The sequence below is a fragment of the Glutamicibacter mishrai genome (assembly GCF_012221945.1).
GTDB classification, from domain to species: Bacteria; Actinomycetota; Actinomycetes; order Actinomycetales; family Micrococcaceae; genus Glutamicibacter; species Glutamicibacter mishrai.
This window is the reverse complement of the sequence record NZ_CP032549.1, coordinates 2626661-2642440: the sequence shown is the minus strand read 5'-3', so window position 1 is coordinate 2642440 and position 15780 is coordinate 2626661. Positions and strand designations below refer to the sequence as shown.

General features: G+C 61.7%; 14 protein-coding genes. 8 read left to right on the top strand and 6 right to left on the bottom strand.

The window, feature by feature from the left end:
* Position 1: 1 nt before the first annotated feature.
* Positions 2–520, top strand: coding sequence for a CGNR zinc finger domain-containing protein (locus tag D3791_RS12420; protein WP_172512393.1), 519 nt, complete (start codon positions 2–4; stop codon positions 518–520).
* Between the two features lie 3 nt (positions 521–523).
* On the opposite strand, the gene D3791_RS12415 is transcribed toward D3791_RS12420, so the two are convergent.
* Both D3791_RS12415 and D3791_RS12410 read right to left on the bottom strand, forming a co-directional pair.
* The gene (locus tag D3791_RS12415) at positions 524–784 is read right to left on the bottom strand and encodes a hypothetical protein (protein ID WP_172512392.1); all 261 of its coding nucleotides are present in this window, start codon (positions 782–784) and stop codon (positions 524–526) included.
* 7 nt (positions 785–791) lie between these two features.
* On the bottom strand, positions 792–938 hold the full coding sequence (locus tag D3791_RS12410) for a hypothetical protein (RefSeq protein WP_172512391.1): 147 nt from the start codon (positions 936–938) through the stop codon (positions 792–794).
* Positions 939–1165: 227 nt separating this feature from the next.
* Here D3791_RS12410 and D3791_RS12405 point away from each other — a divergent pair, with 227 nt between their 5' ends.
* Positions 1166–2947 (top strand): acetyl/propionyl/methylcrotonyl-CoA carboxylase subunit alpha, encoded by a 1782-nt coding sequence (locus D3791_RS12405; RefSeq protein ID WP_172512969.1) that lies wholly within the window; start codon positions 1166–1168, stop codon positions 2945–2947.
* A 94-nt stretch (positions 2948–3041) separates the two neighbouring features.
* Here D3791_RS12405 and D3791_RS12400 read toward each other — a convergent pair whose 3' ends face one another.
* The 3 genes from D3791_RS12400 to D3791_RS12390 all read right to left on the bottom strand — a co-directional run bounded on the left by D3791_RS12400 (position 3042) and on the right by D3791_RS12390 (position 7040).
* A complete protein-coding gene (locus tag D3791_RS12400; protein ID WP_172512390.1) occupies positions 3042–3782 on the bottom strand; it encodes an SDR family oxidoreductase in 741 nt (246 codons plus the stop codon).
* 134 nt (positions 3783–3916) lie between these two features.
* Positions 3917–5305: an MFS transporter gene (locus D3791_RS12395; RefSeq protein WP_022874978.1), complete on the bottom strand. Its 1389-nt coding sequence runs from the start codon at positions 5303–5305 to the stop codon at positions 3917–3919.
* Positions 5306–5636: 331 nt separating this feature from the next.
* Positions 5637–7040 (bottom strand): NAD(P)H-quinone dehydrogenase, encoded by a 1404-nt coding sequence (locus tag D3791_RS12390; protein WP_061953648.1) that lies wholly within the window; start codon positions 7038–7040, stop codon positions 5637–5639.
* Positions 7041–7173: 133 nt separating this feature from the next.
* Here D3791_RS12390 and D3791_RS12385 point away from each other — a divergent pair, with 133 nt between their 5' ends.
* From D3791_RS12385 to D3791_RS12365, 5 genes are all read left to right on the top strand, one after another.
* Positions 7174–7974, top strand: coding sequence for a purine-nucleoside phosphorylase (locus D3791_RS12385; protein ID WP_028268489.1), 801 nt, complete (start codon positions 7174–7176; stop codon positions 7972–7974).
* A 50-nt stretch (positions 7975–8024) separates the two neighbouring features.
* Positions 8025–9755 (top strand): phospho-sugar mutase, encoded by a 1731-nt coding sequence (locus D3791_RS12380; protein WP_172512389.1) that lies wholly within the window; start codon positions 8025–8027, stop codon positions 9753–9755.
* A gap of 59 nt (positions 9756–9814) precedes the next feature.
* Positions 9815–10501 (top strand): deoxyribose-phosphate aldolase, encoded by a 687-nt coding sequence (gene deoC, locus D3791_RS12375; RefSeq protein WP_172512388.1) that lies wholly within the window; start codon positions 9815–9817, stop codon positions 10499–10501.
* A gap of 35 nt (positions 10502–10536) precedes the next feature.
* Entirely contained in the window at positions 10537–10794 is a 258-nt protein-coding gene (locus tag D3791_RS12370) for a hypothetical protein (RefSeq protein WP_022874973.1), read from the top strand.
* A gap of 98 nt (positions 10795–10892) precedes the next feature.
* The gene (locus D3791_RS12365; RefSeq protein WP_022874972.1) at positions 10893–11387 is read left to right on the top strand and encodes a tetratricopeptide repeat protein; all 495 of its coding nucleotides are present in this window, start codon (positions 10893–10895) and stop codon (positions 11385–11387) included.
* A 13-nt stretch (positions 11388–11400) separates the two neighbouring features.
* Here D3791_RS12365 and mfd read toward each other — a convergent pair whose 3' ends face one another.
* The gene (gene mfd / locus D3791_RS12360; protein WP_172512387.1) at positions 11401–15012 is read right to left on the bottom strand and encodes a transcription-repair coupling factor; all 3612 of its coding nucleotides are present in this window, start codon (positions 15010–15012) and stop codon (positions 11401–11403) included.
* A 246-nt stretch (positions 15013–15258) separates the two neighbouring features.
* Between mfd and D3791_RS12355 the strand changes: the two genes are divergently transcribed.
* On the top strand, positions 15259–15753 hold the full coding sequence (locus D3791_RS12355) for a DUF2505 domain-containing protein (protein WP_022874970.1): 495 nt from the start codon (positions 15259–15261) through the stop codon (positions 15751–15753).
* The last annotated feature ends 27 nt before the right edge of the window (positions 15754–15780 follow it).

Below are 15780 nucleotides of genomic sequence, written 5' to 3'. Positions count from 1 at the left end.
TATGCAACTCAACCCTTACGGCGAATATGCCGTGCTGCTGGCCGCATCCCTTGCCAATAACTGGCCCGGGGATCGCGATCAGATTGAGCAACGCACCAGGGATGTGGGAATGACCATGCCCTTCCCTCGGCACCTCGATGACCATGAGCAGACGCGCCGGGTCATCGACGATTGGCTGTGCATCGTTGATGCCACGTCCGATGGGCACCGCGCCGAACTGCTCAATGAGCAGATGGCCCGCGCCGCGGCCTACCCGCGCATGGTGGATCATGATGGCGAAGGCTGGCATCTGCACTACCGCGATAACGGGCAAAGCCTGCCGCAGGTCCTAAGGTCGGTGATCGCGGTGGGCACCGCCCTTCATCTGACCACCCGCGGAATGCATCGGCTGCGCCGCTGCGAAGCCGAACCGTGCAGACAAGTGGTGGTGGACGTGACGCGCAATGGACGGCAACGCTACTGCTCGGTGCGCTGCGCCAACCGCGCGGCTGTGCGGCGGCACCGAAACCGGCAGTCCTAGCAGCTAGGCGACCACGATATTCTCGTGGATGCGGGTCCAGCCAGATTCTTCCAGCTCGGCGGTATCCGCATCTTCGCGCACCAGCATCATTTTGGAGGACGGGGTCTTCACCTCGACAATGATGCCCGATCCACCGGCGGCGCCGCACCCTCCAGCGCTGTGCTGGGCGGAATCCTCCTTGAATTTGTAGAGGCAAGCGGTCTGCTGGTCCTTCGAGGCCACGACAAAATACTTGGCGCCTTCATTCGAGGCCAGCAGCCGCACCGACTGCTCATCGAGCCCTTCGAGCTGCCCGCTCTCCCCCCGGCCATTGATCCCCCTCGCCCGCCAGATGGCCCAGGGCGGCAATGCCCGCAGCAGGCGAGCAAGCGGTGATCGCCATCAGCCCAGCCAAGGCCAGCACAACGGTCATGAGCATTCGACGTTTTGCTTGCAGGTCCTTAGCCTCGGAGTTGCTCCAGCCCTAATTCAGGATGTGCTCTGGCGCTAGACCCACCCGGTGAGGAGCGCAAGCGCGATTATTTTGTAGGATTCCTCCAAACTTTTCAGGCAAACACCCGGGTTTGACCGTTTAACTACATATAGTTCCCACAAAAACGATAGGCTCCTAGGTGAGAAACCCTATTTTTGAAGACAAGGTTCATGATGAATCAATTGACGAAGGTGCTTATCGCCAACCGCGGCGAGATTGCCGTGCGCATTATCCGTGCCGCACGCGATGAAGGAATCGAGTCCGTAGCGGTCTACGCTGACTCCGACCGCGATGCACTGCATGTGCGCTTGGCTGACGAAGCCTATGCACTGGGCGGCACTACCGCAGCCGAGTCGTACCTTCGCATTGAGAAAATCCTGGACGCCGCCGAGCGCTCCGGCGCAGACGCCATCCACCCGGGCTACGGCTTCCTTTCGGAAAACGCCGAATTCGCCCAGGCCGTGATCGACGCTGGTCTGACCTGGATCGGCCCTTCGCCGGATTCCATCGACCAGCTCGGCGACAAGGTCAAGGCCCGCCACATTGCCGAGAAGGTTGGCGCTCCGCTGGTTCCGGGCACCAAGGATCCGGTGGCTTCGGCTGATGAAGTCTACGCCTTCGCTGATGAGCACGGCCTGCCACTGGCCATCAAGGCCGCCTACGGTGGCGGCGGACGCGGCATCAAGGTCGTACGCAATAGCGAGGAAATCGGCGAGCTCTACGATTCCGCAGTTCGCGAAGCAGTGGCCGCCTTCGGCCGCGGCGAATGCTTCATCGAGCGCTTCCTGGACGCGCCACGCCACGTGGAAACCCAGTGCCTGGCCGACGCCCACGGCAATGTCGTGGTCGTCTCCACCCGCGACTGCTCGCTGCAGCGCCGCAATCAGAAGCTGGTCGAGGAAGCTCCGGCTCCATTCCTGAGCGAAGAGCAGACCACCCGTCTGTACGAGGCATCCAAGGCGATCCTGCGCGAAGCAAAGTACACCGGCGCTGGCACCTGCGAGTTCCTGGTCGGACAGGATGGCGTGATCTCCTTCCTCGAGGTCAACACCCGCCTGCAAGTGGAGCACCCGGTTTCCGAGGAAGTCACCGGACTGGATCTGGTCCGCGAACAGTTCCGCATCGCCCGCGGCGAGGAACTCGGTTATGAGGACCCTGAAGTCCGCGGACACTCCTTCGAATTCCGCATCAACGGCGAGGACGCCGGCCGCAACTTCATGCCAACCCCAGGCACCATCACCAAGATGGCTCTGCCTTCCGGCCCGGGCGTCCGCGTTGACTCCGGCATCGAACAGGGCGAAAGCGTCTCGGGGAACTTCGACTCGATGATCTCGAAGCTGATCATCACCGGCAGCACCCGCGAGGTCGCCGCCGCCCGTGCCCGCCGCGCCTTGGAGGAATTCCAGGTCGAGGGCATGGCCACCGTTCTGCCATTCCACCGTGCCGTGATGAGCGACCCGGCCTTCGTTCCTGCCGAGGGACCTTTCAAGGTCCACACCCGTTGGATCGAAACCGAGTTCAAGACCGCCATCGAGCCCCACCCGATGCCAGGCGCAGAGGCTGAGGACGAAGACAATGAGCGCACCAGCGTGACCGTTGAGGTTGATGGCAAGCGATTGGAAGTCACCCTTCCATCTTCGCTGGGCTCGATGTCCGCCAACGGCGCTGACCGCGGTGCAGGCAAGAAGAAGCGCAAGTCCAGCCGCAAGACCGCTGCAGGAAGCAGCGCCAACAGCGCTGAGCTGCGTTCGCCAATGCAGGGCACCATCGTGAAGGTGGCTGTGGCCAATGGCGCTGAAGTGGCCGCGGGCGATCTGATTGTCGTTCTGGAAGCCATGAAGATGGAACAGCCGATCACCGCCCACCGCGCCGGTGTGGTCAACGGTTTGGAAGTTGCTCCGGGCGAGACCTTGTCGTCCGGTGCGGTCATCGCAACCATCGACGACGCCAGCTAGATCCGTTCTTCAAAGGCCTGAGGGGCCCTGCCGCACAATCGCGGCAGGGCCCCTCAGGCTTTTTGCTTGCTCGGACAACCCCGCAGGTTCGCGGCTACTGCCGGGCGAGCCAGTCGGTGAAGGTCTCCTGGCCGAGGCGCGCCGAGGTGTCCGGCAGGATTCCGCCCTGGCGCATCGCTTTGCCCATCGCCCCGGGAACCGGGACTTCAATGATCTTCGGGGACTTCCCCTCGTGCTGGAGATACTGCGCGAAGAGCTCTGGCATATTCTCTTCTTTCGGGCCGGCAAGATCCTGCACCAGTCCTTGGGCGGGGGCCAGCGCCAGATCAATCAGCGCGTCGGCGACTTCGGATCCGGCAATGGGTTGCAGCCGCATTTTCGGGGCCACCTGCACTGGGCCGGCGCCCAGCCGGTTGATATTCTGTCCGACAAATTCATGGAATTGGGTGGCGCGCAGGATCGTGTAGCCGCCCTCGAGGATCTGGAGCATGCGTTCCTGGGCCGCTTTGCCTGCATAGTATCCCGAGTCGATGTCGGCCGCGCCGACAATGGACAGCGCCACATGGTTCTGCACCCCTGCCTCTCGCCCGACGCGAATGAGGTTGGCGGTGGATTGGGTGAAGTAGCGCATGGCGGCCGAGGCACTCGTCGTGGACGAGCCGGACACATCGATGACCGTTTGGCAGTCAACCAGCCATTGCTTCACCGAGTGGAAGTTGGTCAGGTCGCAGCCGGCAGAGCGCGCGAGCACCACCGCTTCGTGGCCCAGAGCCGCGAGTTTCTCCACGACTTGGCGTCCCAGGACTCCGGTGCCTCCGGCAACTGCAATGCGCATGACTACTCCCCTGCGAAAGATTTCGGTTACCTGCCCATAGTGGCACACATATTCTTCGATGCAACGGGCAAAGGCCGGGCAGCTCACCATCCAAGGATGAGCTGCCCGGCCTTTGCGCTTCGAAAGAGTTCGGCTTATTCGACGAATTCTTCCATGTCGACATCCGAGGTATCGCGGGTCATGAACAGTGCCACCAGGGTCAGCACTGCGCCCAGGGCGAGGTAGAGCCCCACGCCCAAGGTGTTGCCGTTGCCGGCCTTCCACAGCGCCACAGCGACGAAGGAAGCTGGTGCGGCACCGATCACCGAGGACAGGTTGTAGGCAACTGCCGAGCCGGTGTAGCGGACGTTCGAGGGGAACAGTTCAGGCAAGTAGGCGGCCATCGGACCGAAGGTCAGGCCCATCAGCGCGAAGCCGATGATCAGGCCGGCCATGGCAGCGCCCTGGCCCGGGCCGAAGAAGAGGGTCCATGCAAGACCGAAGACCAGGATGCCTGAGGTGACCCAGATCAGGAACTTGCGGCGGCCGAACTTCTCAGCCAATGGGCCGGAGACGACGGTGAAGATGCCGAAGAAGACAACACCGATGATCAGCATGGTCAGGAAGGTCGGGCGTTCAATGCCCAGGCCCGGGACGAAGCCGGCAGCGTCGAAGGTCTTGCCCTTGGCTTCGGCCGCCGCGGTAGCCTGCTCCACGCTGGCTGGCTGGGTGCCGTAGGTCAGGGTGAAGGAGGTCATCAGGTAGAACAGCACGTAGGTGGCCAGCATGATGAAGGTACCGGCCAGGGTTGGGCGCCAGTGCTTCTTCATGGTCACCGCGAATGGCGACTTCACGACCTTCTTCTGGTCCAGAACCTTCTGGAAGGAGGAGGATTCGACCAGCTTCAGGCGTACCCACAGGCCAATGATCACCATCACTGCCGAGAAGTAGAACGGAACGCGCCAACCCCACGCCATGAACTGCTCGGCAGTGGTCCAGGTCTGCAGGGCCACGAACATCAGGTTTGCAATGATGAAGCCGATGGGAGCGCCCAGCTGCGGGAAGGTCCCGTAGATGGCGCGCTTGTTCTTTGGAGCGTTCTCGGTGGCCAGAAGCGCAGCGCCGGACCACTCGCCACCCAGGGCCAGGCCCTGGGCGAAGCGCAGCAGCACCAGTGCGGTTGGCGCCAGCACCGTCCAGCTGCCGGCAGCCGGTGGCAGGAAGCCGATGAGGAACGTCGCAATACCCATCAGGAGCAGCGAGGCGACCAGGGTTCCCTTGCGGCCCAGCTTGTCGCCGTAGTGGCCGAAGACGATCGAACCCAGCGGACGAGCCACGAAGGCCACACCGAAAATCGCGAACGAGGAAAGGATCGCGTTGATTGTGGTGGCGTTCGGGAAGAACAGTGCGGGGAATACGAGAACCGACGCGGTGGCGTAGGCGTAGAAATCGAAGAATTCGACCGTAGTGCCGATCATGCTGGCAAACAGCACGCGTCCGCGTGAGTTTTCCTTTGGCACCACCGTCTGGTTAGCCTGCGACATTGAGGCTGCTCCTTAGAGTGAAAGTACGAGTGAATCGTTCATTTACGAATGTCACAATCTTAAACCTCAATGCCCAGTATTCGGATATTGATGTCCACTATTTGGACATCATTAAGCCACCAACCAGCCACCAGCACGCCATTTGCCATCTAACTAGCGGGAATTCGCTAGTTCACATAATGAGACGTGACTAGTTCAAAGAGGAATCCGGCTTATACCAAAAGGCAGATTGAATGTGAACATCATCACTATATTTCACCAATGGGCGGTTAATAAAGCAACGACGGCATCTGCATTGAATGCGGATGCCGCCGGTGCTGAAAAGCGATAGCTAGATGTGCCGATGCAGACGGCGCGCGGCCTCTGCCAATGAGCCAGACAGCGATGGGTACACAGTGAAGGTCTCTGCGACGTCATCCACGTGCAGGCCGTTCTGGACAGCCAAGGCCAGTGAGTAGATCAGCTCGCTGGCTCGCGGTGCAACCACCACGCCGCCGATGACGGTGCCCGAGCCCTTGCGCGAAACGATCTTCACGAAGCCGTGCTCCACGTTCATCATCTTGGCGCGGGCATTCGCGTTCAGATCAACCTTGATGATGTTCGCTTGGTACTTGCCCTCGGCAACAGCGCGCTGGGTGACACCTACGGTGGCAATTTCAGGGGAGGTGAAGACGTTGGAAGCCACCAGATCAAGATTCAGCGGCTTGACCGAGTCGCCGAGCAAGTGGGCTACGGCAATACGGCCCTGCATCGCGGCCACCGAGGCGAGCGCGAAGACGCCGGTGCAGTCACCGGTGGCGTAGATATTGGTAGCGGTAGTACGGGATACGCCGTCGACCTTGATGTGGCCGGATTCGGTGAGCTGCACGCCAGCTTCTTCCAAGCCGAGGTTGGCGGTATTCGGAATGCCGCCGACGGCAACCAGGCAGTGGCTGCCTTCCAGCACGCGGCCGTCAGCCAAGGTGACGAGGACCTTGTCGCCCTTGCGCTCCACGCCTTCTGCGCGGGCCTGGGATACGACGTTCACGCCGTTTTCCTTGAACGCGTCTTCCAGCACGCCAGCTGCATCAGCATCCTCGCCGGGAAGAACGCGGTCACGCGAGGACACCAGGGTGACTTTGGCACCAAGCAGGTTGTAGGCCGAAGCGAATTCTGCACCGGTGACACCGGAGCCAACAACGATCAGGTGCTCAGGCACCTCGTTCATGTTGTAGATCTGGGTCCAGTTGAAAATGCGTTCGCCGTCCGGCTTCGCGGTAGGCAGCTCACGCGGGTGCGCGCCAACAGCGATCAGGATGGCATCGGCATCAATGGTCTGCTCCGAGCCGTCCGGGTGGGAGACCGCCACGGTGTTCTGGTCAAGCAGGCGGCCTTCGCCGATGACAATGCGAACCCCGTTGCGCTCCAAGCCGGTGCGGATATCCGAAGACTGCTCCTTGGCAAGGTCCAGCAGGCGGTGGTTGACTACCGAGAAGTCGGTCACCGCGGAGTCCAGTCCATCAACATGGACACCGAAGGCCTCGGCCTGCTTCACGCGGCGCACAGCGTCGGCGGTAGCAATCAGGGTCTTAGACGGCACGACATCGGTCAGCACTGCTGAACCGCCCATGCCGGCACGTTCCACAATGGTGACATTGGCGCCCAACTGGGCCGCTCCCATGGCAGCTTCATAGCCGCCCGGTCCGCCACCGAGGATCACTAAACGGGTTGCTTCATTACTACGATCTGCGCTCACGGTTTCTATTGTTCACCATGTCGGTTCAATGCGCACATTCAAATGGCCGTTTCCGGACGTGATATTGATTCTGAAGCACTAGCTTCACCTGACAAAGCGCCCCTGTACCGGTAGCGTATTGCCCGTGACTGATATGCATAATGACCCACAGGCTCTAGCAGCACAGGCTGCACAGGTAATCGCCGAGCAGACCAACGTTGAAAAACACGATATCGCGCTAGTGCTGGGCTCCGGATGGGGCCAGGCCGCCGAACTGATCGGCGAAACCACCCACACCCTGGATGCCACCACCATCCCCGGCTTCCACGCCCCGGCCGTACCCGGCCACAAGGGCAGCATCTCCTCGATCCTGACCTCCACCGGCAAGCGCGTTCTGGTGCTCGGTGCCCGCACCCACTACTACGAGGGCCGCGGCGTACGCTCAGTAGTCCACCCCATCCGCACCGCAGCGGCCACCGGGTGTGAAACCCTGGTGCTGACCAACGGCTGCGGCGGCTTGAACGAGCACTGGACCCCAGGCACCCCGGTGATGATCTCGGATCACATCAACCTCACGGCCACTTCCCCGCTGGAAGGCGCTACCTTCGTAGACCTGACCGACCTGTACTCCTCGCGCATTCGCGGCATTGCCCGCGAAGTGGACTCCAGCCTTGATGAAGGCGTCTACGCCCAGTTCACCGGACCGCACTACGAAACCCCGGCCGAGGTCCAATACGCCAAGCGAATCGGCGCCGACCTGGTGGGCATGTCCACCGCGCTGGAAGCCATTGCCGCACGCCACGCAGGCATGGAGATCTTCGGCATGTCCTTGGTGACCAACCTGGCCGCTGGCATCAGCCCGGTTCCGCTGAGCCACGAAGAAGTGATCGAAGCCGGCCAGGCCGCCGGCCCGCGCATTTCCAAGCTGCTCGCGCAGATTATCGCCAAGCTCTAAGCCGAGGCGCAGTACCGGGAATCAACGGCGTTCTTCTCAGAGGGAAAACAGTGAATCACACGCAAAAGATCCAGCTCCTTGATGCAGCTGGCAAATGGGCGGCCCAGGATCCAGACCAGGAAACCCAAGCCGAATTGCAACGGCTCATCGAGCGGGTCACCGAAGGCGACGCACAGGCCTTTGACGATATCGCCGACCGCTTCAGCGGCGTGCTGGAATTCGGCACCGCGGGCCTGCGCGCCGAGCTCGGCGCCGGGCCGATGCGCATGAACCGCGTTGTGGTCATGCGCACCGCGGCGGGCATCGCCCGTTTCCTTGCTGAGAAGGCCGCCGGCCAGTACATCCCCAAGGTCGTCATCGGCTTCGATGCCCGCTTCAACTCGGATGTCTTCGCCGAAGATTCCGCAGGGATCTTCGCGGCCGCCGGCTTCGAGGTCCTGCTGATGCCCTCGCCACTGCCCACCCCGGTGCTGGCCTGGGCCGTCCGCGAATTCTCGGCCGAGGCCGGAGTCATGGTCACCGCCAGCCACAACCCTCCCCGTGATAACGGATACAAGGTCTACGTCGGCGGACACATCACCGACGACTCGGGACGCGGCGCGCAGATCGTATCCCCCATCGACGCTGAAATCGCTGCCCTCATCGACCACCAGCAACCGGTCGCCCAAATCCAGCGGGCCACCGAAGGCTGGGACGTGCTGCCGGCACCCGGTGCCCCAGGCGACATCGAGGCCGCCTACCTGGCAGCCATCACCCCGGTGATCCCCGAAGCACAGGGCCAGGAGGCAGCCCGCAAGAACCTGCGTGTTGTCGTCTCAGCCATGCACGGCGTCGGCGGGCACACCATGAAGCAGGCATTGCTCAACGCCGGATTCAGCGACGTCCACATGGTTGCCGAGCAGGAACAGCCGGATCCGCTGTTCCCCACCGTGAAATTCCCCAACCCGGAAGAGCCCGGAGCCATCGACCTGTCGCTGGCACTGGCACGCACGGTGGACGCTGACCTGGTCATCGCCAATGACCCGGACGCTGACCGCTGTGCCGCCGCCATCCTCGATGGCGGAACGTGGCGGATGCTGCGCGGCGACGAAGTGGGATGGCTGCTGGGCGACCAGATTTCCAAGAACCTGCCAGAAGGCAAGAAGCTGGCCAATTCGATCGTCTCCTCCCGCATGCTGGCTGCCATTGCCAAGGATGCCGGACGCGAGCACGAGGAAACGTTGACCGGTTTCAAATGGATCTCCCGTGTCGAGGATCTGGGCTTCGGCTACGAAGAGGCCCTGGGTTACTGTGTCGCCCCGGATCTGGTCCGCGATAAGGACGGGATTTCCGCCGGCATCGTCTTGGCAGACCTCGCCGCACAGCTGAAGGCCGAATCAGGGTCCTTGGCGCACCGCCTCGATGAGCTGGCCGCCAAGCACGGGGTGCATGTCACCGACCAGCTTTCGCTGCGCTTCACCGATCTGGCCCAGATTCCAGTGCTAATGGACAAGTTCCGCCACCAGGCCCCCGAGACGCTGGGCGGTTCCGAGGTTTCCGAGGTCACCGACCTGTCCGTGGGAACCGAAAAGCTCCCGGCCACCAACGCGATCATCCTGCACACCTTCTCCGGTGTGCGGGTCATCGTTCGCCCCTCCGGCACGGAGCCAAAACTCAAATGCTACTTGGAAACCATTGAACCGGTAGACGGCCTGGAAGGCGTTCGGGCAGCTCGGACGCGAGCCACCGAACAGGTGCAAGCCATCAAGAAGGAATTGGCAGCCTACCTGAATGCCAACTAGGCTTGCCCTTTCGAGACTTTCATTTGAACTGCTTGAGATCTTAACTGTTAGAGGAAAAGATGACTGAACTTACCGCCCGCGAGATCGCTGGCTACATTGACCACACCCTGCTGGCTCCAAATGCTTCGCGGGAACAGATTGTCCAGATCTGCGAAGAGGCCAAGAAGTACGAATTCAAGTCGGTCTGCGTCAACCCGCTGTGGGTCTCCACCGTGGCTCGCGAGCTCGAAGGCTCCGAGGTCTTGACCTGCTCGGTGATCGGATTCCCTCTGGGCACCTCGGCCACTGACACCAAGGTCTTCGAGACCAAGCACGCGGTGGCTGACGGCGCCAATGAAATCGATATGGTCATCGATATTGCCGCTGCTTTGCGCGGAGACCGCGATTCCCTGGTCAATGAGATCTTTGCCATCGCCCAGGCAGCCCATGAAGGCGGCGCGATCTTGAAGGTCATCATCGAAACCTGCCTGCTCACCGAAGAAGCCAAGGTCCTGGCCTGCGAGGCTGCGAAGGCTGCCGGCGCTGATTTCGTGAAGACCTCCACCGGATTCTCCACCGGTGGTGCCACCGTTGAAGACGTGGCTTTGATGCGCCAGACTGTCGGACCGGATATGGGAGTCAAGGCCTCCGGCGGCGTGCGCAGCGTTGAAACCGCTCGTGCCATGATTGCTGCCGGTGCTACCCGACTGGGATCCAGCTCAGGAGTTGCTATCCTAGAAGGAGAGCAAAGCGGTTCCAGCTACTAGGACATCGCACCTATCAGTTTCCTCAAGGAGAAAAAGTGTACTCGAACGGCAAGAACACTGCCCATTCCGGTGAAGGCCGCCTTGTCGGCAACCTCATCAATTTTGTGATCTTCTTCGTGATGTTCGCAGCCGGCATCTACACCCTGGGCTACTGGGAATTGGACAACGCCTGGTGGCCAACCCTGGCGGGCTTCGCGCTGATGTTCCTGGCTTTTGCCATTCCGATGCACCTGATGGGCCGCTCGGAAAAGTCCGAGGACCTGGTTGCAGCCAGCGCTGCAAACCTGAAGTAGCTGAGATTTCAGAAGGTTGGGAGGCCCACTTGGGCTTCCCAACCTTTTTGTTTAACCCCAGTACCAGGACCCTGTCGATGGGCCTCTAGACTGGGGCTATGGATGAGTCTTGGGAATACCGCGTAGAAACCTTCTGGAATACCAGCGCCGGGAAGAATGCTGCGCAGCTTCATGCGGAACTTGCAGAACTGCTTCATGGCCTTGATCCGCAGGACCCGCGAGTACTCTTCGAAATCGCGTCACTCCATGACTTCCTCGGCGAAGAAGAACACGCAGTGAAGCCCTACCAGCAAGCGCTGGCAGGCGGGCTGCCTGGCCAGAAACGGGAAGAAGCGCTCATCCAGCTGGCCAGCACCCTTCGCAATCTGGGGCAGTGCGAGCAAGCCATTGAGCTTCTCACGCAGATTCCGGCAACCTCGAATTTGCATGCCGACGCCCAAGGGTTTTTGGCGTTGGCCCTGCTGGATGCCGGCCGCAGCACGGACGCGGTGCGTACCGCGCTGACCGCCTTGGCTCCGTCCACCCAGCTCTATGGGCGTGCCCTCACGGCCTACGCCCAGGACCTGTCGGCCCCGGGCGCAGCCCAACGCTAAGGCGTCTCGGCGGCTACTTGGCAGCAGTGGCCGGGGTAGGTTCGAAGATCGCGTAGATCAGCTTTTCAGCCCACTCGAGGATCTCTTCATCCGCCAGATCCCGTCCGCCAATAGGCGAAGTCTTGGGCTTGGGCAGGAATATCGAATTCAATGCCGGCTTGTTCGCGGCCCCTGGGTAGAGGCGTTCCAGGCGCACCTGGCGCGAGGCTGGCAGGTCCTCGATCTTGGCCGGCGACAGCTTGATGTTGTTGCCGATCTGCTGGATATCGTGCAGCCCCACAGCGCGGGCGCGGATACGCAAAGCGGCAACCCTCATCAGGTTTTCCACTGGCTGCGGAAGCTTGCCATAGCGGTCCACAAGCTCCTCGCGCACTTCGGCGAGCGCCTCGTTGGTTTCCGCCGAGGCAATATTGCGGTAGGCCTCCAGGCGCAGCCGCTCGCCGGGGACATAATCATGTGGCAGATGGGCGTTGACCGGCAGGTCGATTTTCATCTCGGTGGCTTCTTCTTCGCCTTCGCCCTTGTAGTCGGCCACGGCTTCGCCCACGAGGCGCAGGTAGAGGTCGAAGCCCACGCCGGCAATGTGGCCGGACTGTTCGCCGCCGAGCAGGTTGCCCGCCCCGCGCAGTTCCAGGTCCTTCATCGCCAGCTGGTAGCCCGAGCCCAGTTCATTGTGCGCGGCGACTGCCTTCAGGCGCTCCAGGGCGACCTCGCCCAGCGGCTTTTCCACGTCCCAGAGGAAGTAGGCGTAGGCGCGTTCACGCCCGCGGCCTACGCGTCCGCGCAGCTGGTGCAGCTGGGAGAGGCCATAGTTGTTGGCCCGGTCCACAATCAGCGTATTGGCATTGGAGATATCCAGACCGGTTTCGATGATCGTTGTGGAGACCAGGACGTCGAACTTCTTTTCCCAGAAGTCCTGGATGATCCGTTCCAGCCGTGATTCGCTCATCTTGCCGTGCGCGACTTCCACGCGGGCTTCCGGAACGAGTTCACGCAGTTCCGCGGCCACGCGCTCGATGGAGCTCACGCGGTTGTGCACGAAGAACACCTGCCCGTCACGCATGAGTTCGCGCTTGATAGCTGCGGAGATCTGCTTATCGCTGCGCGGGCCCACGTAGGTGAGCACAGGGTGGCGTTCTTCCGGCGGTGTTGCCAGGGTGGAGGTTTCGCGAATGCCGGTCAATGACATTTCCAAGGTACGCGGAATCGGGGTGGCGCTCATGGCCAGCACGTCCACGTTGGTGCGCATCTTCTTGAGTTCTTCCTTGTGCTCGACACCGAAGCGCTGTTCCTCGTCGATAATGACCAGGCCCAGGTTCTTGAACTCGACATTCTTGGACAGCAGGCGGTGGGTGCCGATGACGATATCCACGCTGCCGTCCTTCAGCCCGGCCATGATTTCCTTTGATTCCTTGGCGGTCTGGAAACGCGACAGGGTTTTCACGCGGACCGGGAAGCCGGAGTAGCGTTCGGTGAAGGTCTGGTAGTGCTGGGAAGCCAGCAAGGTTGTGGGCACCAGCACGGCCACCTGCCGGGAATCCTGCACCGCCTTGAAGGCAGCGCGCACGGCAATTTCGGTCTTGCCGAAGCCCACGTCGCCGGAAATCAACCGGTCCATCGGGATTTCCTTCTCCATATCGGACTTCACCTCATTGATCGCGGTGAGCTGATCTGGAGTTTCAATGAACGCGAAGGCTTCTTCCAGCTCGTTCTGCCACGGAGTGTCCTGGCCGAACGCGTGGCCGCGGCTGGCCATGCGTGCTGAGTACAGCTTGATCAGGTCCCCTGCGATTTCCTTGACCGCTTTTCGGGCCTTGGATTTGGTGCTGGCCCAATCCGAGCCGCCCATCTTGGACAGGGTGGGGGCTTCGCCGCCCACGTACCGCGTGACCATGTGCAGCTGATCCATCGGGACGAAGAGCCGGTCCCCCGGCGCTCCGCGCTTGGATGAGGCGTATTCCACCACAAGGTATTCGCGCTTGGCGTCCTTGCCCGAGCCGTTGACCTTGCGGGCCATCAGCTCCACGAATTTGCCGATGCCGTGCTGCTCGTGGACGATGAAGTCCCCTGCCTGCAGGCTCAGTGGATCAACCGCGTTGCGCTTGCGCTTGACCGTGAGCTTGCGGCCCTTGCGGTTGGGGTACGCGCTGGAGCGGCCCAGCAGGTCGGCTTCGGTGAGCAAGCCGAGCTTGAGGTCTTCAAAGACGAAACCACGCCCGGCGGTGGCCTGGGTGATTTCGATCAGCCCCGGCGTTGGCTCCTGGTCGATGCTCTCGACCCGATGCGCGGGGATGCTGAATTCCGCGAAGAGTTCAGAGAGCCGCTGGGCCGGGCCAGGGCCTTCGGTAGCAACGACAAAACGCCATCCGTCCTTGACTCGTCCGGCGATGAATTCCATCATCGCTTCGATATCGCCCTGGTAGCCGTGGGGTTCGCGCGCCGGGATGCGGATGGTCGAAGCACCAAGATCCAGTTCTTCATCCGCGCCCATGGCGGTCAGCGCCCACCAGGAGACCTTGGCTGCCTTGGCATGCTCCAGGGTTTCGGCCAATGAGGCGAAGTCGCCGGTGGCGAGCTTGCGCTCGGAGTTCGCGGTGTTCAGGTCCAGCGGAGCGGTGGCTCCGTCGGAGGCCGAAGCCCAGGCGGCGGCCAGGAACTCGGCGTTGGTAGCGTTCAGATCCTGGGCGCGGGCGCGAACGCGTTCAGGCTCCATCACCAGGGCGATGGAGGACTCCGGCAGCAGCGAGAGCAGGGGAACCATCTTGTCGACCAGCAGTGGCGCGAGGGACTCCATGCCTTCCACTGCGATGCCGCCGGCAATTTTGGTGAGCATTTCCTGGGCTGCAGGGAATTGGTTTTTCAGGTTCGCCGCCCGGCTCATGACCTGCGGGGTGATCAGCATTTCACGGCAGGGAGTGGCAATGATTTTCTGCGGTCCGGCGTCATCGGTGGAGCGCTGGTCTGCGATGGCGAAGTAGCGCATGGAATCGATCTGATCACCGAAGAAATCAATGCGTACCGGGTGGTCGAGCGTCGGCGGGAACACGTCGATGATGCCACCGCGCACAGCGAATTCGCCGCGGTGGGTAACCATATCCACGCGGGCGTAGGCCGCGGCGGCCAGGTCCTTGATGACCTGGTCGAAGCCTGGTTCGGCATCCAGTTCCAGGGCCACCGGACGCAATTCGCCCAGGCCTGCCACCAGCGGCTGGAGCACGGCGCGGATCGGTGCGATGACGACGCTGAGGCTGTCATCGCGCTGGTGGAGCCGGCGCAAGACTTCGAGTCGGCGGCCGACGGTATCACTGCGTGGCGAGAGGCGTTCGTGCGGCAGGGTTTCCCACGAAGGGAACTCGGCAATCCGCTCTGCTGGCAGATATGCGCTCAGCGAGCTGGAAACCTCTTCCGCCTCGCGTCCGGTGGCGGTGACGATCAGCGTCACACCCTCATTCTTGCTATCGTCCAGGGATTGGCTGATATGCGCCGAGAGGATTGCGCGCATGCCCTGCGGGGCCGCGATTTCCAGTTCTTCGCTTCGCGTGGAGAAGCTGTTGGCTGCACTCGTACGGATGCGGCGGAAGGATGACTCCTCGCGCAGGAAGTCATGAAGTCCGTTCAGGCTCATGGGGATTTCGTATCCTCTCGTGCAGGCGCTTGGAGCAGTGTGCCCAGTGGTAGTTCTGGGGCGAAACGACACCACGAACACCGACCGCAAATGTTTTCCGCGGCCGGCTCAACGCCAATATGTTGTTTTAAGTGCAGTTCTAGCCTACCTAATACATCGCACCGGATAGGGTTAATACTGTCCGTCCCCGGGCCAGCTCTTTTTGCTTGCCCGGCCAGCCAAATTTCCAGATTGGGATCCGCTTTCATGGCATTGAATGCAAGCACTCAGATCAGCCACCCTGCCCAGCAGGTCATCGCTACCTTGAGCGACCGTGGCTTCGCCGAGCATCTGACCAAAGTCGCCAACGGCACTTTGAATGAATTCACCGTAGATGGCGATATCGCTGGTGCTTTCACTTTGACGACGGTCCGTGCGGTGCCTACCGACCGCGTTCCTGATATCGCGCGCAAGTTCGTGGGTGCTTCCATCGAGATCACCCAGGTGGAGAAGTGGAGCGCACCGGATGCTTCCGGCAGCCGTTCTGCGACGGTGCAGATCACCGTTGGCGGTGTTCCCGTCACTGTTAGCGGAACCGAGCAGCTGACCGGCCAGGGCGAGGTCTCGGAGCTTGCCGTGGATGCCAAGGTCTCTTCTTCGATTCCTTTCATCGGCGGCAAGCTGGCATCGGCGGCTGAGCCATACATTGGCAAGGCGCTGAATCTGCAGGCTGCCCAGGTCAACGCTTGGCTCTCGAAGTAGGTTCTTCCGCCTTCGCTAAGTGAACTT